Annotated in this window: 24 protein-coding genes and 3 tRNA genes; 9 read left to right on the top strand and 18 right to left on the bottom strand. The window is 53.9% G+C overall.

Translation table 11 applies throughout. The annotated features are described in order from the left end of the window. Position 1 precedes the first annotated feature (1 nt). The 6 genes from pqqB to EKL30_RS11905 all read left to right on the top strand — a co-directional run bounded on the left by pqqB (position 2) and on the right by EKL30_RS11905 (position 6,159). Positions 2 to 928 carry a pyrroloquinoline quinone biosynthesis protein PqqB gene (pqqB, locus tag EKL30_RS11930; RefSeq protein WP_126707454.1) on the top strand — a complete coding sequence of 309 codons (927 nt, stop codon included), beginning with the start codon at positions 2 to 4 and terminating at the stop codon, positions 926 to 928. Further along, positions 925 to 1,641 (top strand): pyrroloquinoline-quinone synthase PqqC, encoded by a 717-nt coding sequence (pqqC, locus tag EKL30_RS11925; protein ID WP_126707453.1) that lies wholly within the window; start codon positions 925 to 927, stop codon positions 1,639 to 1,641. The genes pqqB and pqqC overlap by 4 nt, the downstream gene beginning before the upstream one ends. Before the next feature lie 20 nt (positions 1,642 to 1,661). Further along, positions 1,662 to 1,925 carry a pyrroloquinoline quinone biosynthesis peptide chaperone PqqD gene (pqqD, locus tag EKL30_RS11920; protein ID WP_126707630.1) on the top strand — a complete coding sequence of 88 codons (264 nt, stop codon included), beginning with the start codon at positions 1,662 to 1,664 and terminating at the stop codon, positions 1,923 to 1,925. Between the two features lie 12 nt (positions 1,926 to 1,937). After that, positions 1,938 to 3,122 carry a pyrroloquinoline quinone biosynthesis protein PqqE gene (gene pqqE / locus EKL30_RS11915; RefSeq protein ID WP_126707452.1) on the top strand — a complete coding sequence of 395 codons (1,185 nt, stop codon included), beginning with the start codon at positions 1,938 to 1,940 and terminating at the stop codon, positions 3,120 to 3,122. A gap of 333 nt (positions 3,123 to 3,455) precedes the next feature. Then, entirely contained in the window at positions 3,456 to 4,463 is a 1,008-nt protein-coding gene (locus EKL30_RS11910; protein ID WP_126707451.1) for an HAD family phosphatase, read from the top strand. A gap of 52 nt (positions 4,464 to 4,515) precedes the next feature. Then, a complete protein-coding gene (locus tag EKL30_RS11905; RefSeq protein ID WP_199748551.1) occupies positions 4,516 to 6,159 on the top strand; it encodes an arylsulfatase in 1,644 nt (547 codons plus the stop codon). A gap of 234 nt (positions 6,160 to 6,393) precedes the next feature. Here EKL30_RS11905 and EKL30_RS11900 read toward each other — a convergent pair whose 3' ends face one another. From EKL30_RS11900 to EKL30_RS11880, 5 genes are all read right to left on the bottom strand, one after another. Then, a complete protein-coding gene (locus EKL30_RS11900) occupies positions 6,394 to 7,632 on the bottom strand; it encodes a formylglycine-generating enzyme family protein (RefSeq protein WP_126707450.1) in 1,239 nt (412 codons plus the stop codon). Positions 7,633 to 7,988: 356 nt separating this feature from the next. Beyond that, positions 7,989 to 8,073, bottom strand: a tRNA-Leu gene (locus tag EKL30_RS11895). Between the two features lie 82 nt (positions 8,074 to 8,155). Further along, on the bottom strand, positions 8,156 to 8,692 hold the full coding sequence (secG, locus tag EKL30_RS11890) for a preprotein translocase subunit SecG (RefSeq protein WP_126707449.1): 537 nt from the start codon (positions 8,690 to 8,692) through the stop codon (positions 8,156 to 8,158). Positions 8,693 to 8,708: 16 nt separating this feature from the next. Then, complete coding sequence (tpiA, locus tag EKL30_RS11885; protein WP_126707448.1) at positions 8,709 to 9,458, bottom strand: triose-phosphate isomerase; 750 nt, start codon at positions 9,456 to 9,458, stop codon at positions 8,709 to 8,711. Between the two features lie 107 nt (positions 9,459 to 9,565). Beyond that, positions 9,566 to 10,543 (bottom strand): NAD(P)H-quinone oxidoreductase, encoded by a 978-nt coding sequence (locus EKL30_RS11880; RefSeq protein WP_126707447.1) that lies wholly within the window; start codon positions 10,541 to 10,543, stop codon positions 9,566 to 9,568. Between the two features lie 196 nt (positions 10,544 to 10,739). Here EKL30_RS11880 and EKL30_RS11875 point away from each other — a divergent pair. Both EKL30_RS11875 and EKL30_RS11870 read left to right on the top strand, forming a co-directional pair. Further along, positions 10,740 to 10,829: transfer RNA gene (locus EKL30_RS11875), tRNA-Ser, on the top strand. 86 nt (positions 10,830 to 10,915) lie between these two features. Beyond that, positions 10,916 to 11,001: transfer RNA gene (locus EKL30_RS11870), tRNA-Leu, on the top strand. A 96-nt stretch (positions 11,002 to 11,097) separates the two neighbouring features. Here the strand turns inward: EKL30_RS11870 and pnp are convergent. Next, positions 11,098 to 13,257 carry a polyribonucleotide nucleotidyltransferase gene (pnp, locus tag EKL30_RS11865; protein WP_126707446.1) on the bottom strand — a complete coding sequence of 720 codons (2,160 nt, stop codon included), beginning with the start codon at positions 13,255 to 13,257 and terminating at the stop codon, positions 11,098 to 11,100. Positions 13,258 to 13,348: 91 nt separating this feature from the next. Continuing rightward, on the bottom strand, positions 13,349 to 13,618 hold the full coding sequence (gene rpsO / locus EKL30_RS11860; protein WP_126707445.1) for a 30S ribosomal protein S15: 270 nt from the start codon (positions 13,616 to 13,618) through the stop codon (positions 13,349 to 13,351). A gap of 269 nt (positions 13,619 to 13,887) precedes the next feature. Here rpsO and EKL30_RS11855 point away from each other — a divergent pair, with 269 nt between their 5' ends. Continuing rightward, on the top strand, positions 13,888 to 14,409 hold the full coding sequence (locus tag EKL30_RS11855) for a hypothetical protein (RefSeq protein ID WP_126707444.1): 522 nt from the start codon (positions 13,888 to 13,890) through the stop codon (positions 14,407 to 14,409). Positions 14,410 to 14,509: 100 nt separating this feature from the next. Here the strand turns inward: EKL30_RS11855 and pssA are convergent, their stop codons facing one another. From pssA to EKL30_RS11800, 11 genes are all read right to left on the bottom strand, one after another. Next, the gene (gene pssA, locus EKL30_RS11850; RefSeq protein WP_126707443.1) at positions 14,510 to 15,409 is read right to left on the bottom strand and encodes a CDP-diacylglycerol--serine O-phosphatidyltransferase; all 900 of its coding nucleotides are present in this window, start codon (positions 15,407 to 15,409) and stop codon (positions 14,510 to 14,512) included. Positions 15,410 to 15,417: 8 nt separating this feature from the next. Beyond that, positions 15,418 to 16,089, bottom strand: coding sequence for a phosphatidylserine decarboxylase (locus EKL30_RS11845; RefSeq protein ID WP_126707442.1), 672 nt, complete (start codon positions 16,087 to 16,089; stop codon positions 15,418 to 15,420). Between the two features lie 269 nt (positions 16,090 to 16,358). Then, a complete protein-coding gene (gene ilvC, locus EKL30_RS11840; protein ID WP_126707441.1) occupies positions 16,359 to 17,375 on the bottom strand; it encodes a ketol-acid reductoisomerase in 1,017 nt (338 codons plus the stop codon). Positions 17,376 to 17,541: 166 nt separating this feature from the next. Next, positions 17,542 to 18,033, bottom strand: coding sequence for an acetolactate synthase small subunit (ilvN, locus tag EKL30_RS11835; protein WP_126707440.1), 492 nt, complete (start codon positions 18,031 to 18,033; stop codon positions 17,542 to 17,544). A 9-nt stretch (positions 18,034 to 18,042) separates the two neighbouring features. Beyond that, positions 18,043 to 19,764, bottom strand: coding sequence for an acetolactate synthase 3 catalytic subunit (locus EKL30_RS11830; protein WP_126707439.1), 1,722 nt, complete (start codon positions 19,762 to 19,764; stop codon positions 18,043 to 18,045). Between the two features lie 401 nt (positions 19,765 to 20,165). After that, a complete protein-coding gene (locus EKL30_RS11825; RefSeq protein ID WP_126707438.1) occupies positions 20,166 to 20,870 on the bottom strand; it encodes an ABC transporter ATP-binding protein in 705 nt (234 codons plus the stop codon). Continuing rightward, the gene (locus tag EKL30_RS11820) at positions 20,867 to 21,637 is read right to left on the bottom strand and encodes an ABC transporter ATP-binding protein (protein WP_126707437.1); all 771 of its coding nucleotides are present in this window, start codon (positions 21,635 to 21,637) and stop codon (positions 20,867 to 20,869) included. Before EKL30_RS11820 ends, EKL30_RS11825 begins: the two co-directional genes overlap by 4 nt. After that, complete coding sequence (locus tag EKL30_RS11815) at positions 21,634 to 22,578, bottom strand: branched-chain amino acid ABC transporter permease (RefSeq protein WP_126707436.1); 945 nt, start codon at positions 22,576 to 22,578, stop codon at positions 21,634 to 21,636. Before EKL30_RS11815 ends, EKL30_RS11820 begins: the two co-directional genes overlap by 4 nt. Further along, positions 22,575 to 23,447, bottom strand: coding sequence for a branched-chain amino acid ABC transporter permease (locus EKL30_RS11810; protein ID WP_126707435.1), 873 nt, complete (start codon positions 23,445 to 23,447; stop codon positions 22,575 to 22,577). Before EKL30_RS11810 ends, EKL30_RS11815 begins: the two co-directional genes overlap by 4 nt. Before the next feature lie 84 nt (positions 23,448 to 23,531). Next, the gene (locus tag EKL30_RS11805) at positions 23,532 to 24,752 is read right to left on the bottom strand and encodes an ABC transporter substrate-binding protein (RefSeq protein WP_126707434.1); all 1,221 of its coding nucleotides are present in this window, start codon (positions 24,750 to 24,752) and stop codon (positions 23,532 to 23,534) included. A 143-nt stretch (positions 24,753 to 24,895) separates the two neighbouring features. After that, the gene (locus EKL30_RS11800) at positions 24,896 to 26,512 is read right to left on the bottom strand and encodes an AMP-binding protein (protein ID WP_126707433.1); all 1,617 of its coding nucleotides are present in this window, start codon (positions 26,510 to 26,512) and stop codon (positions 24,896 to 24,898) included. Positions 26,513 to 26,546 lie beyond the last annotated feature (34 nt).

Below are 26,546 nucleotides of genomic sequence, written 5' to 3'. Positions count from 1 at the left end.
TATGAAAGTCATTGTTCTAGGCTCTGCCGCCGGAGGAGGTTTTCCGCAGTGGAACTGTAATTGCCCCAACTGCAACGGCATCCGAAAAGGCACGATTCAGGCCCGCGCACGCACCCAGTCCTCCATCGCTGTTTCCGAAAACGGCGACGACTGGCTACTTATCAATGCTTCTCCCGATATATTGGCCCAGATTCGCGCCACGCCCGAATTGCAGCCGGAGCGCGGCATACGTGATACCGGCATCTGTGCAGTGCTGCTTATGGATGCGCAAATCGATCACATTACCGGTTTGCTAATGCTACGCGAGGGAAAGCCCTTACCGCTATATTGCACCCCCTCTGTTTGGGATGATCTTTCCAACGGTATGCCAGTGGCCAAGGTGCTATCCCACTATTGCGGCGTAACCTGGCATCCAGTTACTCCAGTGAAGGCTTTGGGAAATGAGCCTCGAATACAGATTCCTGGCTTGGCGAATATCAGCATTACTGCGCTAGACCTCAAAAGCAAAGCGCCGCCCTACTCACCGCATCGCGATAATCCACAAGTAGGGGACAACATCGGCCTTCTGATCGAAAACACGTCGACTGGCAGAAAGCTTTTCTACGCCCCGGGACTAGGGCAAATCGAACCTCATATTAACTCCGCAATGAGCAGCGCCGACTGCGTTTTGGTCGATGGCACACTCTGGACACAAGACGAGATGATCAGGCTGGGCCTTTCAAAAAAAACGTCGGCCGACATGGGACACTTGCCCCAGTCTGGTCCCGGAGGAATGATCGAAACGCTGGATGCTCTGGGAGCACGACGCAAAATTCTTATTCATATCAACAATAGCAACCCGATACTCGACGAAAACTCGAACGAGGCAGCCGTGCTAAGGCGTCACGATATCGAGGTTGCATTCGACGGAATGGAGATAACTCTGTGAACGCACCACTACCTAACACCACCGTATTAGGTCCTGCGTGGGACCGCAGGACGTTCGAAGAGCAATTGCGGGCGAAAGGCGCTGGCTACCATATTAATCACCCATTCAACATCAAGATGACAAACGGGCAACTGCGGCCAGACCAGATTCGCACTTGGGTTGCCAATCGCTTCTACTATCAGATCAGCATCCCTCGAAAGGATGCCGCGATCATTGCCAATTGCCCCGATCGCGAAACCCGCCGCAAATGGGTTCTGCGAATACTTGATCACGACGGTTTCGACGGAAACGATGGCGGAATCGAAGCCTGGTCGCGGCTGGGCAACGCCGTTGGCATTCCAAGCGACGAACTGTGGTCACTAAAGCACTTGGCCCCGGGTGTCCGCTTTGCTGTCGATGCCTATGTAAATTTCGCGCGACAGTCTTCCTGGCAGGAGGCCGTATGTTCCTCACTTACTGAAATGTTTGCGCCGCGTATTCACAAGGACCGTCTGGCAAACTGGCCCCAGCACTACCCTTGGATCGACGCAAACGGGCTGCAATACTTTCGAAGTCGCATTTCGCTCGCGGAACGTGATGTGGAACACGGATTGCAAGTAACCCTGGATCATTTCACAACCAGAGCCCAACAAGAGCGCGCTTTAGAAATACTGCAATTCAAGCTAGATGTATTATGGTCTATGCTGGATGCCATAGAAAAGGCCAACCCTTGAAAACGGTTGAAACCCACCCCATGAGCGACCTTCCGGAAAAACCGAAATTATCCAGACTATTTCGCCTTCAATGGGAAGAAGCACAATCCAATTACGTGCTGCTCTACCCCGAAGGAATGGTCAAACTGAACACCAGCGCTGCAGAGATCCTGAAGCGCTGTGATGGCGAGCGCGATATTTCCGCTATCACCGACGACCTTGAGAGCGCTTTCTCGGCCACGGGGCTGCGCCCGGACGTCGAGGACTTCATGCGCGAGGCTTACGAGCGCGGGTGGATAACTTGAGGTATCTTCATCATGAATGCCAATGCCCTTCCCCTATCTGTTGCGCCACCATTATGGCTTTTGGCCGAACTGACCTATAAGTGCCCGTTACACTGCGTGTTTTGCTACAACCCGCTGAACTATGCTCAAAACCAGCAAGAACTGACTACGACGCAGTGGATAGATGTTTTGCAGCAAGCCCGGCAACTTGGCGCGGCACAGTTGGGTTTTTCGGGCGGAGAGCCCATGCAGCGTAGCGATCTCGAAGAACTCATTGACGAAGGACACCGCTTGGGCTTCTATACCAATCTAATTACTTCCGGTGTAGGACTGAACGAAACGCGCATCATTCGAATGAAGGATGCAGGGCTTGACCACATTCAGCTTTCTTTCCAAGACTCGACCAAAGAGATGAACGATTTCCTGTCGAGCACAAAAACCTTCGATCTTAAAATGCGGGTAGCTAAACTGATCAAAGAGTACGACTACCCCATGGTACTTAACGTCGTATTGCACCGCTACAATCTTGACCACGTGGGACGCATTATCGAGATGGCGGATGCCATGGGCGTCGAGTACCTAGAACTGGCCAACACCCAGTACTACGGATGGGGCTTGGCTAACCGGGCTCAATTGTTGCCAGATCGCCAACAACTCGTACATGCCGAGGCCATCGTTAACGACTACCGAGCCAAGTTCGGCAATAAGATGCGAATTTTATTTGTCGTGCCGGATTACTTTGAAACACGGCCCAAGGCCTGTATGAACGGATGGGGTTCTGTGTTTTTAGGCATAGCGCCGGACGGATCCGCGCTGCCTTGCCATGCGGCAAAGTCCCTGCCCGGTATCGAATTTCCCAATGTCACCCAACATCGCCTGCAGCATATCTGGTACGAGAGCGAGGCTTTTAACATGTACCGCGGTGACGCCTGGATGAAAGAACCCTGCCGTAGCTGTCCGGAAAAAGGAAAAGATTTCGGAGGGTGCCGTTGCCAGGCGCTGGCCTTGACCGGCGACGCGACCAATGCAGATCCCGTTTGCGATAAATCCCCCTATCACGAGACAGTGCAGAAAATCGTCGTGCGTGCGCAAACAAAAGGCGCCAGTGCCACAACAAAGCCAACAGTCCTCTTCCGCACTGACGCGAATTCACGATTGTTTGGCCAAGAGTCCGGCGCCCGACTAAAGACAAAAGCCGAGAAAACCCCAATTAGCTGAAGCGGCTGCTCAATCATCTTGCCGACGATGTCGCGGCACCTGATAAAGCATAAACTGTCCAAACGCTACAAAATACAGAAAACTTTCCCAGAAACATACCCCGGAAAAAGCAAGGCTTTCCAGAGCGCCGCCGGATGAATGTTTCATTTTTTCTGAACTGACGGGTTTCAGTCCGTTACCACAGAATGCGCTTTCTTGGCAAAGAAAGCACCTTTCCGTGAATGGCATCTAACAATCTCAATCTATACTGACCTACGGTTTTACCGAGTTCACGATAGAGACAAAGCAAAGATCACGCACGAAACAGTCCTGTTCCTATTTTGGGGGATATGTATGAATGCACTTCGATTTGCTGCTCAGCAGTTGTTCGCCGCACTCTGCATCGCTCTGGTTGTGATCGCGGCAGCGCATGCCGCGGAACCGCTCCCCTGCTGGAACAACGGTCCCAATAAACAGGCCATCTTCAAATTCGTGGCCGAAGTCACAGATAAGAGGTCGCCCAATTACGTTGCTCCGGCTGAGCGCGTCGCCACCTTCGATAACGATGGCACCTTATGGAGCGAACAGCCGCTCTACTTCCAGTTCCCCTTTATGATTGAACAGGTCAAGGCCGCAGCGCCAGAGCATCCAGAGTGGAAAGATAACCCCGTTTTCAAGGCGCTTATTGCACACGATGACGCGGCACTCGCCGAGCTCGGCCATAAGCCGCTAATCGAACTGCTGGTACAAGCCAATAGCGGCATGACCACTGAGGCCTACGACAAGACCATACGCGACTGGCTGGCCACGACGCGCCATCCTCAAACCAAGCGCCTGTACACCGAGATGGTCTACAAGCCCATGCAGGAACTGCTTTCCTATTTGCGCGCCAATGGCTTCAAAACTTTTATCGTTTCCGGCGGAAGCGTCGAATTCATGCGGCCCTGGTCCGAAGCCGCTTACGGTATTCCTCCCGAGCAGGTGATCGGCACATTGTCGGATGTGAAGTTCGACATGCAGGACGGACATCCGGTACTCATTCGCGAATCCAAGATTGACTTTGTCGACGACGGCCCCGGAAAACCGGCCGGTATTTACCGCGCCATCGGACGTCGCCCCGTTGCAGCCTTCGGCAATTCAGATGGCGACCTGGAGATGCTGCAGTACACGATGGCCGGCAGTGGCAAGCGTCTGACGGTCCTTGTTCACCACGACGACGCCGAACGCGAATTTGCCTACGACCGCGAATCCAAGGTCGGCAAACTCGACAAGGCACTGGACGAAGCCAGAACAAAACAATGGGTCGTCATCAGCATGAAAAATGACTGGAAATGCATCTATCCGGATCAGACAAAGAAGTAGTCTGCATCAACCATGGCCGCCGGGTGTGGTCGCTCGCAACAGAGGAGATGACATGTTCAATAGATACTCATGGGGCAGAGTCCTGATGGGTGCCGTGGTGGCCGTAACGGCCGTATCGGCAACCATCGTGCCAACGACAGGACACGCACAAAGCAACAAACCCAACATCGTCGTTATCTTTGGCGACGACATCGGCATGTGGAACGTCGGCGCTTATTCGCACGGCATGATGGGGCGAACGCCCAGCATTGATCGCATCGCCAAGGAAGGCATGCTCTTCACCGATCACTATGGGCAGCCGAGCTGCACAGCTGGGCGCGCAGCCTTCATTCTGGGGCAGATGCCGATACGCACTGGCTTGACGACCATCGGCATCCCCGGTTCAACGCGGGGTATACAGAAGCAGAATCCCACGCTCGCCGAAGTGCTCAAAACACAAGGTTATGCGACCGGACAGTTCGGCAAGAACCACCTCGGCGACCGCAATGAACACCTGCCGACGGTACATGGCTTCGACGAGTGGTTTGGCAACCTCTATCACCTGAATGCCGAAGAGGAGCCCGAAGAGCTCGATTATCCTGGCCAGAAGCATCCTGAGTATTTGAAGAAGATGGGACCGCGTGGCGTACTTCATGCCTGGGCGACAACGACGGACGATTCGACCGAGGATCCGAAATTCGGACGCGTGGGCAAGCAGAAAATCGAGAACACCGGGCCCCTCACGCGCAAGCGCATGGAGACCTTCGATGCCGAAGTATTGACCCATACGCTTAAGTGGATGGATGGCCAGTCCAAGGACAAACCTTTCTTCCTGTGGTTCAATACGACGGCCACTCATATCCATTCGCATTCGCCGAAGAAATACATCCAGATGGCGGTCGATGAAGGCCGCGCCGAGGAAGACGTGGTGCGCGCCAAAATGATCGAGCATGACGAGCAGGTCGGTACATTGCTCAAGAAACTCGAAGACATGGGCATCGCCGACAACACCATCGTCATCTACACCACCGACAACGGCTACGAGCTAATGCTGTGGCCAGACGGCGGCTATGCGCCTTTCCGTGGCGAGAAAGGCACCACTTGGGAAGGCGGTGTGCGGGTACCGATGCTAGTGAAATGGCCTGGCAAGATCAAACCCGGAAGCGTTTCCAATGGTATTCAGAATCATGAAGACCTCTATGTCACGCTCGCAGCGGCAGCGGGTCTACCCACCCTCAAGGACGACTTACTCAGGGACAAAACGATGGGCGAGACGAAGTACAGGGTCCATCTCGACGGCTATAACAATCTCGCACATTGGACCGGAGAAAGTGAAGAATCCGCCCGACACGAGATTTTCTATTACGACGAAACCGATCTCATGGCTTTACGGGTAGACGCCTGGAAGATACACATCGGCGCCAAGAAGGAAGGCTCGTGGTGGAACCAGAAAACCTATATGAGCGTTCCTTACCTGTTCAATCTGCTCATGGATCCGCTTGAGAGGATGGATCAGGAATCACATGAGTGGGGCGCAGCTGGCCGAAAGTTCTTTGCCGCGAAAATGTGGGCGCTGAATTCATCGGGGCCTTTCATCGCCGAGCATCTGAAAACGCTGACGGACTACCCACCAAGTCAGGGCGCGGATACGCTTAGTCTGAAAAAGGCGCTGGAAGAGGCACAGAAAAAAATTGAAACGGCACGACCCAGCAAGTAATCCACCCCGCAAGGACGCCCGCGGCAGAAAAGCTGCGGGCGATTCCGTCAGCACCGCTTTACTGATATTGCATCGCCCAGACTCGGGAAATATATGGGTGAAACATAAGCACGAGCCTGACGAGAAAGGGCTTATGATCATCAACCTACGCCCTTTTTCTTCAATACTTGCCTCAGACCATAAGCAGGTAGAAATGGCTTATCAACTCGCCGAGCTTTCGCAGCATAACGTGAATTAATTCAGAGATGCCGCTTTGGCTTTACCTTCACTCGTATATGCGCGCCACTGCGCATCAGTCATGACCAATCGAAAGCCGATGTGTGACATGGGATTATAGGGATCGTTGCCACGCCGCGCGCTGGGCCGGTAGCTGAGGCAGTAATCTTCGTTGCACAGGAATGAACCGCCGCGTGTCACACGCTTGGGCGCACTGACAGGCACACCCGGATCGTGTGCGTCGTAGCTGTTGTCCGGCCCCTGCGGATCGACGATGTGCTTCAGTGTTGCCTGCTGCTGGAAGTAATCCTCACGGTACCAGTCGGCCACCCACTGCCAGGCATTGCCCGTCATGTCGTAGAGACCGTAGCCATTGGGCGGAAACGTGCCGGTCGGCAAAGTACCGGCGGCACCGCCGGCTTTGGGACTGATGACCGGGAAGTCGCGCCTCTGTACGTCCCAGATATTAGCCATCTGCTTGCCGTCCGGCTTCAGTTCGTCGCCCCAAACGTAGGTCGCTTGTTCTAGGCCACCGCGCGCAGCGAACTCCCATTCGGCCTCGGTCGGCAGACGCTTGCCGGCCCACTTGGCGTAGGCCTGCACATCCTCATACGACACCTGCACCACCGGGTGATCGTCCTTGTCCTGGATGTCACTATTTGGCCCCTCTGGGTGGCGCCAGTTCGCACCAGGCATATAGCGCCACCATTGCGACCAATCATTGAGGGGCACTTTTGACTCTGTCCCGACAAAGACCATAGCCCCTGCTACGAATGCCGCAGCTGGCGGCTCCGGCGTGCCCGGCGGCATTTGAACCTTGAGAGTTTCCCAGTCGGGTTTACGTTCGGCCGTCGTCACATAAGCGCTTTCTTTGACGAAACGGGCGAACTCGGCATTCGTGACGTGATGCGTATCCATCCAGAAACCGTGCACATTGACCTTGTGCGTGGGCTTTTCATTTGCTTGCGCCTGCTTGGAATCGCTGCCCATCAGAAACTCGCCGCCGGGTACCCACACCATGCCCTTGGGACCCTTTACACCGTCGCCCATAATCACTGCCATCGGCAACGCGCTATCGGTAGACGTGCCCTGGTCCGCACGGGCATTAAAGCGCTGCGCTGCATACCCGCCAGCAGCAATGCACAGCACGAGGCCTAGCAGCACGAAAATGGCATTGCGCCACCTTGGCCTGGCCGACTCTGGTTCCGGAATTGCGTCTAACTTGCCAGACCGAACTTTTGAAGTTTTACGTTTCATAAGGCGACTCCTGGGCAGGTGCTTCTAACAGAGGCGTAAGTGCATCGCTTAGTGCAGCTTACTTGGCGGCCAGCAAGTTGCATGCGGAACGTATGTGCGCCACTAAGTCTGTAGCAAGGCTGTGCCGGTTTGCCCGGTTGGAATCTGGTCCAAAAATACCGGAACCACAGACGTGGCCCATGCCGGCATAGCGTGAAACCATATATGTGCATCGTTTAATAAGGAACACATAAACGTACACAGAGCAACTGATTATATAAGGCCTTACAAGACTACACTGCATTAAAAAACCCGCGCCTTCCTATGAAGAAGCGGGTTAGTTAGACTTGATCAGACTGCTTTGCATTACCACTATTTGGTGCCGACGGCGAGACTCGAACTCGCACAGCTTTCGCCACTACCCCCTCAAGATAGCGTGTCTACCAATTCCACCACGTCGGCCTGTAAAGAGCGGTATTCTAGCACGAATTTTGGTTCGCATTTTTCCAAGCCTTCCGAAACAAGCGAAAGCCCAGAAAGCCAGTTATTTAGTTCCAGCGGGCGCCGTGGCAGGCGGCGTTGTACCCTGCGTCGCGGCTGGTTTTTCAGGAGCAGGAACCGCTTCCGGCGCAGCGGGTGCAGCGGGTGCAGCCGGAACAGTCGCTGCTGGCTCTTGAGCCGGTGCGGGGGTCGCGGGGACCTCTGCGGGCGCAGGAACTGCAGGAACGGCGGGAACGGCGGGCACGGCAGCATTAGGTGCTACGGGTACCGCTGACCCTGTCGCAGGCACGGGGGCCTGGAAGCCCTGCATAACGCCGCCATCAAGAATTGACTTTCCGCCAGGATGGTGCGCGACGTAGGCTAAACCACCGGTGGATACGAAAAAGATAATTGCGGCCCATTTGGTTGCGCGCGACAGGAAATTGGCGGCACCGGTGGCGCCAAACAAACTACCTGCCGAACCGCCCCCGAACGAAGAGCCCATGTCGGCGCCCTTGCCCTGTTGCAGCAAGACCAACAAAATAATACTCAACGACGATACGACCTGGATCGCCAGAAGAACAGGTGACAACCATTGCATGAAAAAACTCCGAGGCCTATGCGGCCGCTATACGTAAAAATTCTTCTGCCACCAGCGACGCGCCACCTACGAGGGCGCCGTCGATATCAGACATGGCAAACAAACTGACAGCGTTAGACGCCTTGACGCTACCGCCGTACAAAATTCGGACCTGCGGCACACCTAATTCGGACAGTTGTGCTCGAATAAAGGCATGAACGTCCTGAGCCTGTTGAGGCGTCGCCGTAAGTCCTGTACCAATTGCCCATACTGGCTCGTAGGCCAATACCATTTGACTCAGCGACTGCGCCCCTAGGGCCAGCACAGGAGCCAGTTGCCGGGAAATCACTTCATTGGTGCGCCCGGCTTCTTGTTCAGCGAAGGTTTCACCAATACAAACCACCGGAGTGATGCCGGCCTTGATTGCTGATACCGCCTTGTCGGCAACCAACTGGTCGGACTCGCCGTGCAGGGTGCGACGCTCGGAGTGACCTACCAGAGTCCACTTACAACCGAAGTCACCTAGCATCGTCGATGAGACTTCACCGGTATAAGCGCCGTGTTCGTGCTTGCTGATGTCTTGGGCACCCCAAGAAATCCCGCTGCCCGCCAAACTGCTGCTTACCTGTGCCAGATAAGGAAATGGCGCACAAACCGCAAGGTCACAGTCGTGAACGACGGCCACCCCAGCACACAAGCCCGTAAGAAGAGCCGCATTGCTTGCACGAGTACCGTGCATTTTCCAGTTGCCTATGACAAGGCGCTTACGAACTAAGGCAGTATTCATGAAGCTCAGTAAGAAAAAATTGGATAACCCGGCATTGTAGCTTGTTAGCCGGAAATACGCACGGAATGCCCGGATCACACCACGGTGGCGTGATCCGGAAGACTTGACTACACGGTCAGTATAATTTTGCCGATTTGTTCTCCGGCATCCATCATTGCATGCGCATCGCAAGCCTTGGCCAACGGGAACGTTGCGTGAACGATCGGCCGTATCTTTCGCGCTTCAAGCAACGGCCACACATGCTGCTTCAATGCCTTTGAAATTTCTGCTTTGAAGGCAACCGGGCGTGGCCGCAACGTAGAGCCGGTAACGGTAAGGCGCCGGCGTAATATGTGATTGCAGTCTAAGGTTGCCTTGGAACCGCCCAACAAGGCGATGATGACAATACGGCCGTCGTCAGCCAGGCAATTAAGATTACGATTGATGTACTCGCCGGCCACCATATCGAGTATGACGTCAACGCCTTGGCCGTCCGTGGCTTTCTTGACTTCCTCTACATAGTCTTGAGTGCGGTAATTAATCCCAAGCACTGCACCCAGTTTCTCGACAGCCCGGGCACGCTCGTCGCTGCCCACCGTTGCATAGACCTTATGTCCCATGGCCGTAGCGAGTTGCACGGCTGTGGTACCGATGCCGCTTGCGCCACCGTGAACCAGCAAAGACTCGCCAGTCGACAGTTGCCCACGATCGAACACATTGCTCCACACCGTGTAATAGGTTTCCGGCAAGCCTGCAGCTTCGATGTCGGATAGACCTTCGGGAATAAGCAAACACTGAGCGACAGGAGCGACACAGTATTCAGCGTAACCGCCACCGGCCAACAGGGCACAAACTTTGTCGCCAATAGCAAACCCACCGGCGGCCGCATCGCCACCGACGATTTCGCCCGCAACCTCTAGACCAGGTAGGTCGGAGGCGCCGGGAGGAGGCGCATAATTGCCTTTGCGCTGAAAGACATCAGGGCGGTTGATGCCAGCTGCCGACACCTTGATAAGAACTTCTCCAGCTTTCGGTTCAGGTAGGGGCCTATCGACCAGCACCAAAACCTCCGGGCCGCCCGGTTTCGAGATTTCCACTGCCTTCATTGGGACTCCTTGGCACAAACGAAAGATCCTATTATCACCTGTGAAATGACTTTTTTCCTTCAATCTGCGTCATTCAGCCCACAAGGGCCGCTACTTAGGCTAAACTCACGTCCTTCTGAAAGGTGCAATTTCCGTGATTAACGGATATGCGCGCCACAGGGGTTTGCAAGTAGTCCTTGCATGCTCGCAGAAGAACGGAAGCGTGCCAGAGCGGTTGAATGGACTGGTCTTGAAAACCAGCGACGGGGTAACTCGTCCGTGAGTTCGAATCTCACCGCTTCCGCCACTTGATCGTTCGATCAAGTACTATCGGATCAAGCAGCAGCATTGCCAATCCGACATACAGACAGTACCCGGCGCTATGCGCCCCGCGCACCCATGGCGGAATAGGTAGACGCAAGAGACTTAAAATCTCTCGATCATTGGTCGTCCCGGTTCGATTCCGGGTGGGTGCACCAGCATTTGCAAAAATAGACACCCTTGGGTGTCTATTTTTTTAAGCGCATACAGAAGGAAATAGCGGGCGGGCGACCACTAAGGTCGCCCCTTCGCCATTAGGCTTCCGGTGTGACGGCAGGCGCCGCGACAGGACCCTGCGGCCCGCCTTGGGCCTCAATGCCACCGATCGCTTTCATCGACAAGCGCAAACGGCCCTTGTCATCAGCTTCGATAACCTTGATTCGTACCAATTGACCAACTTTCAGGACATCGTTGATGTTCGCGATACGATAGTTGGCGATTTCGGAGATGTGCAGTAGACCATCACGCCCCGGCAATACCTGAACGATTGCGCCGAAGTCGAGCAAACGTAAGACTGGACCTTCATATTCCTGACCTACTTCTACGTCGGCAGTCAATTCCTTGATACGGCGCTCGGCCTCGCGAGCCTTATCGAGATCGGCGCTGGAGATGGTGATGGTGCCATCGTCGCCGATATCGATTTGTGTGCCGGTTTCTTCAGTCAGGGCACGGATGGTTGCGCCACCCTTACCGATAACGTCGCGGATTTTTTCAGGATTGATCTTAATGCTAAGCATGCGCGGCGCAAACTCGGAAAGCTCGGTACGCGAACCGTCGATAGCTTCCTTCATTTTGCCCAAGATATGCAGACGCCCTTCTTTGGCCTGAGCCAATGCGACCTGCATGATTTCCTTGGTGATGCCCTGGATCTTGATATCCATCTGCAAGGCGGTAATACCTTGTACCGTGCCAGCGACTTTGAAATCCATATCGCCAAGGTGATCTTCATCGCCCAGAATATCGGTAAGCACAGCGAACTTGCCGCCATCTTTGATAAGCCCCATCGCCACACCGGCAACGTGATCCTTGATGGGTACGCCCGCGTCCATCATGGCGAGCGAACCGCCACATACCGACGCCATGGAGGACGAGCCGTTGGACTCGGTAATTTCAGAGACAACGCGAATGGTGTACTGGAAATCCTGAGCTTCAGGCAAGGACGACACCAATGCACGCTTGGCTAGTCGGCCATGGCCAATTTCGCGACGCTTGGGCGAGCCGAAACGACCGGTTTCACCGGTAGCGAACGGCGGGAAATTATAATGCAGCATGAAACGGTCACGGGATTCGCCCATGATCGAGTCAATAATCTGTTCGTCCTGCTTGGTTCCCAAGGTGGCGACGACCAGAGCCTGCGTCTCGCCACGTGTGAACAAGGCGCTGCCGTGAGCCCGAGGCAATACACCGAGCCGTACACTGATAGGACGTACGGTGCGGGTATCACGGCCGTCGATACGGGGCTCGCCGTTCAAGATCTGGCCGCGTACGATTTTGGACTCGAGATCAAAAAGCAGATTTTCGACACCGACGTTATCGGGTGCAGCCTCGCCTTTTGCAGCAGCATGCTCTTGCAGCTTGGCTTTGACGTTGGTGTAGACGTTCTGCAGGTGCGTGGTGCGAGCCTGCTTTTCGCGAATCTGGTAGGCAGCGTGCAAGTCGTCTTGCGCGGCAGCTGTTACAGCCGTGACCAGAGCTTCATTCTTCGGTGCAGCCTGCCATTCCCACTCGGGCTTGCCGGCTTCTGCAACCAAGTCGTGTATAGCGTTGATGCAGGCCTGCATTTGTTCGTGACCAAACACCACACCACCGAGCATGACTTCTTCAGACAGTTGCTGGGCTTCGGATTCAACCATCAGCACGGCGGCTTCGGTTCCGGCCACAATCAGATCCATCTGCGATTCTTTAAGTTGGCTGCTGGTAGGATTCAGTACATACTGTCCGCTCACATAACCCACACGCGCAGCGCCGATAGGGCCGTCAAATGGAATACCCGAAATAGCCAACGCAGCCGACGCACCAATCATGGCCGCCATGTCGGGGTCGATTTCAGGATTGACCGAGACGGTGTGGATAATGACCTGGACTTCGTTGTAGAAGCCTTCAGGAAACAAGGGACGCAAAGGACGATCGATCAGGCGCGACGTAAGGATTTCTTTTTCGGAAGGACGGCCTTCACGCTTGAAGAACCCACCTGGGATACGGCCCGCAGCGTAGGTTTTTTCGACGTAGTCGACGGTCAATGGGAAAAAGTCCTGGCCCTGCTTTGCGGTCTTTGCGGCGACAACGGTCGCCAGTACAACGGTATCTTCAATCGAAACGAGAACGGCGCCTGATGCCTGGCGAGCTATCTCGCCGGTTTCAAGAACCACTGTGTGCTGACCGTACTGAAACGATTTGCTCACTTTATTAAACATTGGTGGGTATCCTTACAATGGAAAAAACCGTGCACACCACGATTAGAATCGCAGTGAGCACGGTTGCATCATGGGGAGCCAGCCCCGAGTATCACTTACGCAGACCGAGCTTTTCGATAAGCGCACGATACGAATCGGGATTGCGGCCCTTTAGGTAATCTAGCAATTTGCGACGGCGGCTAACCATGCGCAACAGACCACGGCGTGAGTGGTGGTCTTTCATGTGGGCCTTGAAGTGGCCGGTCAGTTCGTTGATGCGTGCGGTTAGCAACGCGACTTGTACTTCGGGGGAACCGGTATCGCCTTGTGCACGTTGATATTCTGCAACGATATCGGATTTTTTGATGTCAGCAACAGACATTATTAGCCTCTTTAACAGGCGTCAGCGCCGAGGTGCCCTGACGTGGATGATTAAAAATAAAAATTTTACCTGGATACCTGCCATGCACATGCGTACGCGGATCTCCAAGCAGAAAGCATTATAGCGGAATGGCCGAATATTCGCCTGGGCCAGTGCCAAACGCGATATGTCGCGCCAATAGCACAGCGATATAAATCGGGTCAACACCTGCCACTATTGAGGAGTATGCTCGTAAAATATCGCAAGGATAACCTCTTGGCAGAGACTCGATGAAAAATTCTAACTTCACACGAATTAGTAAAGCGGGCTTCGCTGCCATATCGGTAGCGTTTCTGACTGCCTGCGGAACAATGGCCGACACCCCCCCCGGTACCCCACTGCATCAGATAGAGGCAGAGTATGGCCGTCCCACTTACTCATGTCCCACTGAAAACGGCGGTCAACGATTGATCTGGAGCATGCAGCCCATGGGCCAATACGCCTGGGCGACTAATGCGGATGCCGCGGGCAACACCGATCGCGTCCAACCCGTACTGACAGATGAGCACTTTCGCGTTCTGTCTTCAGGAACCTGGACTCCCGACCAGGTGCGCTGCGAGTTCGGGCCGCCTGCCGAAATCACGACAGTTGGTTTGCCCGCGTCGAGGCAGATTGTCTGGAGCTACCGATATCGGCAGAACCATACCTGGAACTCGCTCATGTATGTTTATTTCGGTAGAGACGGATCGAAAGTGACGCGCTTTCACCCCGGGCCAGATCCCATGTATGAAAGAAATTTCATGTTCGACTAGTGGATAGCCTTGTCGCAACCAGTGGCGTCAAGGTGAAACCGCAGCACGATCGAGCATGCGAGCCGGCATCAGGCTTTACTGCCTAATGCCGCGCCGCAACCTAGGGTCCGTCTGGACCCCTAATGTTTCCGCTTGGTGGTGAACGCTGATCAGTATCCGTCCTTTGTATTTCGCTCTCGGGAAGCTGATAGGTATGAGGCGCGGTAAATGTAGGTGCTATCGGCGTGTCGCGTTCTTCGATCCCTTCTTGGCGCAAGCGCGTCAGTTCGCGGGCACGCCGCCACCGCCAGAACATAATGGCCCACCCCGATAAACCATAGACGACGAACAGGCTAAATAGCACGATGGGTGGATCGCTGGATACGAAGACGAACGCACCCACCAACAACAGCATGACCCAAAACGGCACACTACGGCCCAGCGCAAAACTTTTTCCGCTGTAAAATGGCGCATTAGTGACCATTGCAATGCCTGCATAGACTGTAAAACCGAACGACAGCCAAGCAATTGTTTCGTTTTGCAAAGATAATTTGTTGTCGACAGCCAACCAAAGAAAGCCGGCGACCAGTGCCGCTGCGGCAGGGCTGGGCAACCCTTGGAAGAAACGCTTATCGACGACGCCAATATTGGTATTGAAACGTGCCAACCTCAGCGCCGCACCGACGACATAAATAAAAGCTGCTAGCCAGCCCCAACGCCCCAGGCCCTGCAAAGACCATTCGTACATGACCAGAGCAGGAGCGATTCCGAAGGATGTCATATCCGACAAGGAATCATACTGCTCACCAAAGGCAGACTGCGTATTTGTAAGCCGGGCGACACGCCCGTCCATGCCATCAAAAACCATGGCAAGAAAGATTGCAATAGCCGCCATCTCGAATTGGCCGTTCATGGCCTGCACCACCGCGTAGAACCCGGCGAACAGGTTGGCGGTAGTGAAGGCATTAGGCAGCAGATAAATACTGCGGCGGCGTGCTTCGTCCGATGAGAAATTTGGCATTGGTTAGTTTACTCTGGCAAATCGGCGATAGCGTCGGGCAATTCGGCCAATACCGTACTAGTGGCTTGAACCTTATCGCCTATCGCAACGCGAGGGCGTGAACCTGGGGGCAAATAAACATCTACCCGCGAACCAAAACGGATAAAACCGTAGCGTTGTCCTGCATACAGCGGGTCACCCGGCTTGATATAACAAAGAATGCGCTTGGCCACCAGACCAGCCACCTGAACGGCAGTGACCACGTGACCGTGTTCGGTGAGCAATACCGTAGCATTGCGCTCGTTTTCGAGTGAAGCCTTGTCCAGCGAAGCATTGAAAAACTGGCCGGCAAAATAATTGACAGAAACGACGGATCCCTTGACGGGCGAGCGATTAGAGTGAACGTTGAAGACGTTCATGAACACGCTTATCTTTAGCGCGTTCCGATCGGCGTAGGAATCGTGAACTTCTTCCACCGCCACAATGCGGCCGTCGGCGGGCGACAGAACATTGAACTCGCCTTCAGGGGCAATGCGCGGAGGGTCCCGAAAGAACTGTAGTACGAAAATCGACAGTAGCCAGAACGGGATCGAGGCAGCGCCCGACCAAAAGCTGACTACTATGGAAACCAGCACGATGCCGGCCAGGAATGGCCAGCCTTCGCGCGCAATAATGGGATGGGGATAAGGAGGTTTATTCATCGTAGGACGAAGAATAACCCAAATGTGCGTGAGTGTTTACCCGTTTACCGTGAGACCGGCATTACGGCGAGCCCTTTGAACCGATTATCTACCAAAACACCCCTTGGAGGCCATCTGGCGCAAGCCAAAAGGAACACCCCAGAGATTGGATCAGTCTCCAACGTCTGGGGTGCCGTTTACAAAGCACTATTTATCTTGCTTGACGCAAGGCGCGAACCGAGGTCGAAAAATAGCCTGGGGACGCGCTTGCGCAGCAAGCATAGAAGCGATTAGTTCTTGGTTTGATCAACCAGCTTGTTGGCAGCGATCCAAGGCATCATGGCGCGCAACTTCCCGCCAACCTGCTCGATTTGCGACTCGGCGTTAATACGGCGACGGGAAGTCAGCGTAGGAGCACCGGCTGCATTTTCCAAAATGAAGTTCTTAGCGTATACGCCATTTTGAATATCGGCCAGGCATTGACGCATGGCTTTTCTGGTTTCTTCAGTAACGATCTTCGGACCCGTTTCGTATTCACCGTACTCGGCGTTGTTCGAAATGGAGTAGTTCATGTTGGCAATGCCGCCTTCGTAGATCAAGTCAACGATAAGCTTCAGTTCGTGCAGGCATTCAAAATAAGCCATTTCCGGTGCGTAACCCGCTTCGACGAGGGTTTCAAAACCGGCTTTGATGAGCTCGACCGCGCCGCCGCACAAGACAGCTTGTTCGCCGAACAAGTCGGTTTCTGTTTCTTCGCGGAAGTTGGTTTCGATGATACCGGCACGGCCGCTACCGATGGCGCACGCATACGACAAGGCGACATCACGTGCGGCACCCGATGTGTCTTGGTGCACCGCGACAAGCGCAGGTACGCCCCCGCCCTGACGGTATGTACCGCGGACAGTGTGGCCAGGAGCCTTAGGCGCGATCATGATGACGTCGATATCGGCGCGTGGCTGAACCTGTCCGTAGTGGACATTAAAACCGTGGGCAAACGCCAATGCGGCGCCAGCCTTGATGTTGGCGGCAACTTGCGAACGATAGACTTCAGCAATATTTTCGTCCGGCAACAGGATCATGACGAGGTCGGCCTGTTTAACGGCTTCTGCCACTTCTTGAACTTTCAGGCCGGCGTTTTCCGCCTTGCTCCAGGATGCGCCGCCCTTACGAAGGCCGACCACCACATTGACGCCCGACTCGTGCAAATTCAGCGCGTGCGCATGGCCTTGCGAACCATAACCGATGATGGCAACGGTTTTACCCTTGACTAGGGACAAGTCACAATCTTTGTCGTAAAAAACTTTCATTTAAAGTGCTCCAATGCTTGAGGAATTGTTGTTCATTTAGCCCGATACCGGGCTTTATATCAGATTAAGTTGTACCGCGAACCGGATCATGGCATTTCGCGCTCCGCGTTGCGGCGTGAAGCACCATGCCCTTTTTATTCGTGCTAGTTAAAAGTTACGGCACGTTCTACAGCTTCAGGACGCGTTCGCCGCGGCCTATACCGGACACGCCAGTGCGCACTGTTTCCAGAATGGCACTGCGATCGAGCGCCCCGATAAAGGCCTCGATTTTGCCCTGGTCGCCTGTAAGCTCTATGGTGTAGACCTTATCAGTCACGTCGATGATGCGACCTCGGAAGATGTCGGCCATGCGCTTCATTTCTTCGCGTTCTTTGCCCACCGCGCGCACCTTGATCAACATGAGCTCGCGCTCGATGTGGGGACCTTCGGACAAGTCCACCACCTTGACGACATCGACCAAGCGATTCAGATGCTTGGTGATCTGTTCAATGACTTCGTCTGAACCATTGGTGACGATAGTCATTCGCGACAAGGTGCTGTCTTCAGTCGGGGCTACGGTAAGGGTTTCGATGTTGTAACCGCGCGCCGAAAAAAGCCCCACGACGCGAGACAGTGCACCAGGCTCATTCTCGAGAAGGATAGAAATTACGTGTTTCATGTTCTTCCCTTACAAGTCTTCAGAACCAAGCAACATTTCGGTAAGTCCGCGGCCCGCTTTCACCATAGGCCACACGTTCTCGGTTTGATCGGTAATGAAGTCCATGAACACTAGCCTGTCTTTGTATTTAGTAAATGCTTCGCGGATAGCCGGCTCGACATCGGCTGGTTTATCGATGCGCATGCCAACGTGGCCATAGCTTTCAACCAGCTTTACGAAGTCGGGCAAGGCATCGACATAGGACTCTGAGTAACGAGATCCGTAATCGATTTGCTGCCACTGACGCACCATTCCGAGGTAGCGATTATTCAAGCAGAGCACTTTGGGCGTCAGGTGATATTGCTTGCAGGTCGAAAGTTCCTGGATGTTCATCTGAATCGACGCTTCACCCGTGATAACGGCGATCTGGCTATCGGGGTTGGCCATCTGTACGCCCATGGCATAAGGCAAACCTACGCCCATGGTGCCAAGGCCCCCCGAATTGATCCAGCGACGCGGCTCGTCGAAACGGTAATACTGCGCGGCCCACATTTGATGCTGCCCAACGTCCGATGTGACGAAGGCGTCGCCGTGCGTGATCTCCCAGAGCTTTTGAACCACATACTGAGGCTTGATAAGCGTGTCGGAGTTCTCGTACACCAGACATTCTTTGCCACGCCAGGTATTGATTTGCTGCCACCATTTGCCCAAAGCCGCTTTATTGGGCGGCGTCTCGGCTGCTGACTGCGCATACAAGGCATTGAGTTCGTCAAGCACGTCTTTAACATTTCCGACGATCGGTACGTCGACACGAACGCGCTTCGAGATCGACGAAGGATCGATATCGATATGCACGATTTTGCGAGGATTTTGCGAAAAATGCTTGGGATTACCAATGACCCGGTCATCGAAACGAGCGCCGATCGCAATAAGAACATCGCAATGCTGCATGGCCATATTGGCCTCGTAGGTACCGTGCATGCCAGGCATACCGACAAACTTGTCGTTGCTTGCAGGAAAGGCACCCAGCCCCATCAAGGTATTTGTGCAAGGCGCGCCGACAAGTTCGACCAGTTGACGCAATTCGGCAGACGCATTGGAAAGCACCACCCCGCCGCCGGAATAAATCATGGGCCGTTCGGCCGTAAGCAGCATTTGTACCGCTTTTTTGATTTGGCCTTGGTGCCCCTTGACGACGGGAGCATACGAGCGCATTTTCACCTCGCCGCGTGGCGGGGTGTATTTGCAAGTGGCAACGGTTATGTCTTTGGGAATATCAACCAGCACCGGACCAGGACGACCCGTTTTAGCGATATAAAATGCCCGCCGCATGGTTTCGGCCAGGTCTTTGACGTCACGTACGAGAAAGTTGTGCTTGACGCAAGGACGCGTAATACCGACGGTATCGCACTCCTGAAAAGCGTCTTCTCCGATTGCATGGCTAGGTACCTGCCCACTGATGATCACCATGGGAATGGAGTCCATATACGCCGTTGCGATGCCGGTAACGGCATTGGTCAGGCCTGGGCCACTGGTAACTAACGCCACACCGATTTTGTTGGATGAGCGTGAATAAGCATCGGCTGCATGCACGGCTGCTTGCTCGTGACGCACCAATATATGCTGAAAATTTTCTTGTTTATAGATTGCGTCGTAGATGTAGAGTACCGCGCCGCCGGGATAACCAAACACGTGGTCAACACCCTGTTCGGCAAGGCAGCGCACGACGATATCTGCGCCATTGAGTTCCATATTGTATTCCTTTCGTAACCAGTACTGACACCCCGACTGGCCAATGATGGCCTGAGCGTAAACCAGCTACAGCAACATGATCTGGCGCTTTATGGCTCACGGAGCCATGCCACCCAGACACCTTGCCGAACCGACTCGGACTCGTCGAAACACAGCACGAGCGTTCGCGTGAACGCGGGAGGTAGAACGGAAGCTTTGGCAACACACGCTTGTGGCGCGGCCAACAGCAAAGTATTACGAGCGCAAAAAACCGGGCGGATAGCCCGGATGACAGAGCCCTTCGTGACTAGCCGTTGGTATTAGGCGAGTCAACACAATACTTTACCTTTTTGCAGCGGCGTAGGCAAATCGTGGGGCAACAAACACCGGTCTTGCACCGTTGGTCGACGAAATAATGCGGCTTATGCGACCGACAAGTACCGGTGTTGCGTATCCAGATCGTTAATCAGGTCTTGGCTTTTGGCTTCGTGCACGACCATCCCTTTTTCTAAAATATACGCCCGTCCAGCATACTTCAGGGCAAAGTGCACGCTTTGATCGGTAAATAGAATGGTGGTGGTTTTGGATAATTCATCGATAAGGGCACCGATTTGCTGGACGATGACCGGAGCCAGACCTTCGTTGGGTTCATCCAGCAATAGTAATAAGGGCTCACTCATTAATGACCGGGCGACTGCCAGCATTTGCTGCTCGCCACCGGACAGGGTTTTACCGTCTTGATCCGCCAGGTCACCCAACATCGGATATTCGTCAAATATACGTTCTATGGTCCATTGGCCGCTGCTACCACGGCGCCGGTACTGGGCCACCTCAAGATTTTCCCGAACGCTTAGACCAGGAAAAATACGCCTGTCTTCGGGCACGAGCCCTATACCCTGCCGGGCAATACGATAGGCCGGCTGTCCGGTAATGTCGCGGCCCTGAAATATGACCCTACCCTTGCTTGGCGATGATAAGCCGATAATACTGCGCAGTGTGGTGCTTTTCCCCGCCCCGTTGCGCCCTAGCAGGCACACAATTTCGCCCGCTTCAAGCTTTAATGACAAGCCTTGCAATGCGTGGCTTTCTCCATAATAAGTATGAATATTGTCGACTTCCAGCATCATGACGCAAGCTCCTCTTCGGTACTGCCCAAATAGGCTCGCCTGACTTCGGCATTCATCTTCACCTCGTGCGGCGAGCCTAACGCCAGCGTTTGGCCTCGATGCAGCACCAGGATCCGATCGGCTACATCGAACACCACACCCATGTCGTGCTCGGTAATCAGGAAGGTATAGTCGCCGCTTGCACCCAGGGTCTTGATCAATGCCGTAACCCTATGGGTTTCGTCGGGTGTCATGCCTGCGGTAGGTTCGTCAAGCAACACCAGGCGGGGGCGCGTGGCCAGCACCACCGCTATTTCGACGAGCCTTTTGTCTCCGTAGCTGATGACTCCCGCGCGACGCTGAGCTAGATCGGTCAACGACAATCGTTCAAGCAAGGTGTCGGCCTCTTGCTGTATGGGCCGATTACGTGAAGCGATATTCGTCCAGCGGCGGCTATGGCCGTGATAGGCGGTAAGCGCAACTTCGATATTTTCGCGCACGCTCATTTCATTGAAAATATTGTTGAGCTGAAATGAGCGTGATATGCCCATGCGGCTGATGCGATGCGGCGGCAGGCCTGTTATGTCGCAGCCCTGAAAGATAATTGTCCCTTCTGTTGGTGTCATGCGGCCCGACAACAAGTTATAGAAAGTGGTTTTCCCCGCGCCGTTGGGGCCGATAATGGCAAGCGTTTCTTTGGGAACAACATCGAGCGAAACATCTGATACGGCAGCCACTCCGCCAAAACGTTTGGTCAGATGGCTGAGTTGTAAGATAGGCTTAGTCATTTTCGCCCCTGTAAGCGGTCAAGAACGGTTCCAAACACGCCTCGTCTGAAAAACATCACCATCAATGCCAGGATGATGCCAAGCACGAGCATCCACGAATGCGTCATGCTGGTGATCCAAGTCTCTAACAGCACAAACATGCCAGCCCCGAAAAACGGCCCCAGAAAGTAGCCCGTACCACCCAGTATCGACATTAATATCGGTTCAGCCGACATCGACCAATGCACGAGTTCTGGGCTGGCGATACGCAGGAACGGGGCCATCAATCCGCCCGCCAGGCCTGCAAAGGCGCCCGAAGCGGTAAAGGCGGCAAGGCGATAGTTTTTTACGTCGACACCGCAAAATGCAACTCTTTCCGGGTTCTGTCGAATGGCACGCAGTATCAGTCCAAAAGACGATCGGCAAATCAGGTACAAAACACCGGCGGCGATGACCACGATGACTAGCACGACATAGTAATAAACACTAGGGTTACCCAATGCCAGTTCAATTCCCAAACCTAGCGAGCCCATCTGAAACCCTGCGATACCATCGCTTCCATTGGTGACGGAGCGCCATTGATGCACTACGGCAAAGACCATCATGCCAAAGGCCAAAGTCAGCATGGAAAAGTACACTTCATTTAGCCTGACGCTGAAAAACCCGATTACCAGCGCCAAAATGGTGCCGGCAACAGTAGATGCCAATAGACAGGCCAATAAAGGCCATTGAGCATCTTGCAACAGCATCGCCGTGGCATAGGCCCCTACTCCGAAAAAAGCAGCGTGCCCAAAACTGAGCATGCCTGTATACCCGAAGATCAGGTTGAAGCTGGCCGCAAATAAACCCAGGATCAAAATTTCGGTGACAATGAAAATATAAAAGTACGGTGCGATCGAGGGTAAGGCAAGCAAGGCAGCCAGGACTAGAATCAGCGCTATCGGAATGCAGTAATTCTTCATGACGCCGCTCCTTTGCCCATTAGGCCATGAGGCTTGAGCAGCAAAATAATGGCCATGCCTATAAAAGGAAGTATCAGATTAACCTCCGGCAAAAAGCGCCCTCCGAAGCCGTAAATAAGGCCAAGAACAATTGCGCCGAGCAAGGCTCCCGGAAAACTACCCAAACCGCCGATAACGACGACAATAAAGCTTTCGATAATAATCTTGTCACCCATGCCAGGATCGATGGCGCGCATGGGCGCGGCGACCACGCCACCGAGCGCGGCCAGCCAAGCCCCAAAAGCAAACACCCCCGTAATAACCAGTTTGGTATTGATGCAAAGAACCTGCGCCATTTCGCGATCGAGAGCCGCAGCACGCATGATTCTGCCGATCCGCGTACGATTGAATAGCAGCCACAGGGCACACACGACGACCAGCCCCACGAGCACCACGAACAGGCTGTAAAGCGGATAAGTGATACCCCCTGGCAGCGCCACCGTACCTTGCAACGACGCCGGCGGATCAATGACATGTATGCCTGTCCCCCAGATTTGGCGTACCGATTCGTTAAGGATGAGCAGCAAGGCAAAAGTAAGGAGCAGACTGTCGGAAATCTCGCGCTGATAAATAAAGCGCAGCATCAGCCGGTCGATAAGCACGGCCAGGGCGGCGACACCTAACGGCGCTAGCAGCAGGGTCGACCAGAACGACATTCCCAGTAAGGTCATGCAGCTATAAGCCAAGTAAGCACCTAGCATATACAGTGCGCCATGGGCAAAATTAATAACGTTCAGCACCCCAAACACTATATTCAGGCCAACTGCAATAACAAACAGCAACAGCCCAATATCAAGACTATTGAGCAAAGCCATCCCTAAACTGCTCATGACGCCCCCTTGTTATTTTGTATTACCCCCTGGCGTATCAATGCCAGGGGGATGAGTGCCGTAATGCTGGAGAGTGCAAAGGGCTTATAACTTGCAGGCCGGATCTACGGCTGGGGTGATTTTTTGACCGTCAAAGAACTGCACATCCGTTAAGGAACGGATTTTGTCTTGCTCGTTCATCGCGACCGTTTTCCCCCAAGTTGGGCCGATCAGGGCCTGATTGTCGCCCTTGCGGAACGTCAACGTTCCTGTGGGCGCTTCAATACTCAAGCCAGAAAGCGCGGTCGCTACGGCTTTCCCATCGACATTGCCAGCTTTCTCAATGGCCGTCTTGAAAGCGTATACCGCAACATAAGCCCCTTCGGCGTTATAACTGGGCGGTGTGGCGTATTTTTTTTGGTATGAAGTGACAAATTTCTTGTTCAACTCGTTATCGTGAGCGCCATACCAATACCGCGTGCCCAGCCAGACCCCCTCTGGCATTTGATCGCCTAACGCTGTCAAAACCTCGGTAGCCGCGCCCACTGTAAGCAACACTTCAAAACCTTGCTTGAAAAAGCCTCGGTTATTGGCCTGGCGTATGAAATTGACCAAATCACCGCCCCATAGTGAAATCAACACCCCGTCCGGTTTGGATTCCATGACGCCATTGATAAAGGGCGTGAAGTCCTCTGCGCCGAATCGAGGAAATGCCGTTTGGGTCATAAGCACAGCTTCTGGCGATTTTTCCTTAAGATATTTGCTGAAGAATTCCCAGGATTGATGACCGAAGGCATAGTCGGGACCTATGGTGGTCCATTTCTTGACGCCGGTTTTTGCGGCGATCGTTGCCGCACCCTGCATATTTTGATGCACGTTGACACTGACACGATAGGTATAGGAATTGCACAGCTTGCCCGTGACATCGGGTGTGGCGGCATGCGTGATAATAAAAGGTTTGCCCAGCTCGGGCAGCACGGGTACCAAGCCTTGCGCAACGCCGGAGCTATCAAGGCCCATTAATACGTCGGCCTTGTCCTGGTAAACCAGTTTACGGGCAGCCTGGATCGCTACGGCTGCCTTGCCCTGTCCATCTTCAAGCTGCAACGCCAACTTGCGTCCGAGAACACCGCCCGCCGCATTGATTTCGTCTATGGCCAACTGCATACCTTGCTGGGCAAATTTCCCATAGGTAGCAGCGCTACCGGACATAATGTAGATAGCGCCTATCTTGATGGGACCGTCAGCACCGTGCGCCGGGCTAAAACCGAAGGCTCCGGCAAGGGCTATAGACAACAGCGGCTTCTTGCTCAGTATCTTGAACATGTGGACGTCTCCTTGAAGAATTATTGTGCTGTAACCGTATATTTTTGATTCCGCTTTACTGTGGGTTGAACCCCCATTGCCACTACTGCACTAAAGTCCTGCGACTACACGCTTTGGCATAAGGCCTGATTACAGCGCTGCTTCTATGCCAGGGAATCCCGAAGAATGTTCTTTCGAATCTTCCCCGTTGACGTTTTTGGCAACTCACCAAACACCACCCTTTTAGGGGCTTTGAACGACGCCATATTTGCTTTGCAGAAGGCGATGATTTCTTCGTCTGTGATGACTTGCGGACTGTCCCTCAGGGCGATAAAAGCGCAAGGCACCTCTCCCCATTTTTCATCTGCCAAGGCGACTACTGCCGCCTCTAACACCAGAGGGTGGCGATAGAGGACCTCTTCAATTTCTTGGCTCGAGATATTTTCACCGCCGGAAATAATAATGTCCTTGGCACGGTCCTTAATTTCGATATAACCGTCCGGGTGCACCACCGCAAGGTCTCCGGTATGAAACCAGCCATCCTTGAATGCTTCTCGCGTACCGGCCTCGTTCTTCAGATATCCCTTCATAAGGGTGTTGCCCCGGATAAGCAATTCGCCCAAAGTCTGACCATCGAACGGTACATAACCACCGCCGTCCAACCTACCCACATTTAGCTCGTCGATCCCCAATAAGCCCACCCCTTGCCTGGACATTTTCAGAGCAAGCTCTTCGGGCGGTAGATCCTGCCAGTCGTCTTGCCACACACATAAGGCCGATGGACCGTACGATTCAGTCAAGCCATACAAATGCGTTATTTGAAAGCCAATCTGTTGAGCGCGACCGATAACTGGACTTGGCGGCGCGGCTCCACCCAAGGCGAATTTCACCGGCATGCTCAAGGTCGCCGCGTGCTTGCGGAAGTTATCCAACAACATATTCAGCACCACAGGGGCGCCGCACATATGAGTGACCCTATGATTCGTGATCCGATCCAGAACCAGTTCAGCCTGTACTTTGCGCAAACAAATATGAGTTCCGCCAACCGCCGTGACTGCCCAGGGATAGCACCAGCCGTTGCAATGAAACATCGGCAAGGTCCATAAATAGACGGTATCTGCGGTCATGTTGAATGCCATAGTATTGCTTAACGCGGCCAAGTAAGCGCCACGATGATGGTAGACAACGCCTTTAGGTTCGCCCGTCGTACCCGACGTGTAATTGAGCGCAATGGCATCCCATTCATCTGCCACCTTCGACCATGAGCATTCGGGATCGCCGCTCGCTAGTAGATCCTCGTAAAGCAATGTAGAGGAAGACGATGGGGCTCCAGCCAAACGTGCAATGGCGACCAGCAAAGGCGGCTGCGCCATTGCCGTGACCACTTGCTGAACCAGCGGCTCGAATTCGGTGTCGTAGAACAAGATACGCGAGTCAGCATGCCCTAGGATAAACGCCAGCGCGTTAGCGTCCAGGCGGGTGTTCAGAGCGTTCAGAACGGCGCCAGCCATGGGAATGGAATAATGGCTTTCCAGCAATTCGTGTGTGTTGAAGCACAGGATCGACACCGTGTCGCCGGCCGTAATGCCTTTCGCCGCCAACGCTGAGGCCATACTGCTACAGCGGCGATATAGATTGCTGTAGCTCAAGACCATATCGTCATCGATTACTGCGGTCTTGTCCGGGAATATATAGGCGGATCGCTGTAGAAAACTAAGCGGGGTCAAACTGGAATAATTAGCCGTCTGCTTATTCAGCCCGGTTTGATACATGCTGCCCATGCAATACCTCTTATTTGTCCAGGTACCTCAGATT

The sequence above is a fragment of the Candidimonas sp. SYP-B2681 genome (assembly GCF_003971065.1).
GTDB lineage: Bacteria > Pseudomonadota > Gammaproteobacteria > Burkholderiales > Burkholderiaceae_B > Pollutimonas.
The sequence above is the reverse complement of the archived record's forward strand: the minus strand, read 5'-3'. Positions and strand labels throughout refer to the sequence as shown.

Bases quoted from the DNA above. Each gene is read 5' to 3' on its own strand.
- EKL30_RS11805 (WP_126707434.1), bottom strand. From the start codon at position 24,752: ATGTTCAAGATACTGAGCAAGAAGCCGCTGTTGTCTATAGCCCTTGCC.
- EKL30_RS11880 (WP_126707447.1), bottom strand. From the start codon at position 10,543: ATGAAGGCAGTGGAAATCTCGAAACCGGGCGGCCCGGAGGTTTTGGTG.
- EKL30_RS11905 (WP_199748551.1), top strand. From the start codon at position 4,516: ATGTTCAATAGATACTCATGGGGCAGAGTCCTGATGGGTGCCGTGGTG.
- tpiA (WP_126707448.1), bottom strand. From the start codon at position 9,458: ATGAATACTGCCTTAGTTCGTAAGCGCCTTGTCATAGGCAACTGGAAA.
- EKL30_RS11830 (WP_126707439.1), bottom strand. From the start codon at position 19,764: ATGGAACTCAATGGCGCAGATATCGTCGTGCGCTGCCTTGCCGAACAG.
- pqqE (WP_126707452.1), top strand. From the start codon at position 1,938: ATGAATGCCAATGCCCTTCCCCTATCTGTTGCGCCACCATTATGGCTT.
- EKL30_RS11810 (WP_126707435.1), bottom strand. From the start codon at position 23,447: ATGAGCAGTTTAGGGATGGCTTTGCTCAATAGTCTTGATATTGGGCTG.
- EKL30_RS11910 (WP_126707451.1), top strand. From the start codon at position 3,456: ATGAATGCACTTCGATTTGCTGCTCAGCAGTTGTTCGCCGCACTCTGC.
- EKL30_RS11815 (WP_126707436.1), bottom strand. From the start codon at position 22,578: ATGAAGAATTACTGCATTCCGATAGCGCTGATTCTAGTCCTGGCTGCC.
- EKL30_RS11845 (WP_126707442.1), bottom strand. From the start codon at position 16,089: ATGAATAAACCTCCTTATCCCCATCCCATTATTGCGCGCGAAGGCTGG.
- pqqB (WP_126707454.1), top strand. From the start codon at position 2: ATGAAAGTCATTGTTCTAGGCTCTGCCGCCGGAGGAGGTTTTCCGCAG.
- EKL30_RS11800 (WP_126707433.1), bottom strand. From the start codon at position 26,512: ATGGGCAGCATGTATCAAACCGGGCTGAATAAGCAGACGGCTAATTAT.
- rpsO (WP_126707445.1), bottom strand. From the start codon at position 13,618: ATGTCTGTTGCTGACATCAAAAAATCCGATATCGTTGCAGAATATCAA.
- EKL30_RS11825 (WP_126707438.1), bottom strand. From the start codon at position 20,870: ATGATGCTGGAAGTCGACAATATTCATACTTATTATGGAGAAAGCCAC.
- EKL30_RS11900 (WP_126707450.1), bottom strand. From the start codon at position 7,632: ATGAAACGTAAAACTTCAAAAGTTCGGTCTGGCAAGTTAGACGCAATT.
- EKL30_RS11855 (WP_126707444.1), top strand. From the start codon at position 13,888: ATGAAAAATTCTAACTTCACACGAATTAGTAAAGCGGGCTTCGCTGCC.
- pssA (WP_126707443.1), bottom strand. From the start codon at position 15,409: ATGCCAAATTTCTCATCGGACGAAGCACGCCGCCGCAGTATTTATCTG.
- ilvN (WP_126707440.1), bottom strand. From the start codon at position 18,033: ATGAAACACGTAATTTCTATCCTTCTCGAGAATGAGCCTGGTGCACTG.
- ilvC (WP_126707441.1), bottom strand. From the start codon at position 17,375: ATGAAAGTTTTTTACGACAAAGATTGTGACTTGTCCCTAGTCAAGGGT.
- secG (WP_126707449.1), bottom strand. From the start codon at position 8,692: ATGCAATGGTTGTCACCTGTTCTTCTGGCGATCCAGGTCGTATCGTCG.
- EKL30_RS11820 (WP_126707437.1), bottom strand. From the start codon at position 21,637: ATGACTAAGCCTATCTTACAACTCAGCCATCTGACCAAACGTTTTGGC.
- pnp (WP_126707446.1), bottom strand. From the start codon at position 13,257: ATGTTTAATAAAGTGAGCAAATCGTTTCAGTACGGTCAGCACACAGTG.
- pqqD (WP_126707630.1), top strand. From the start codon at position 1,662: ATGAGCGACCTTCCGGAAAAACCGAAATTATCCAGACTATTTCGCCTT.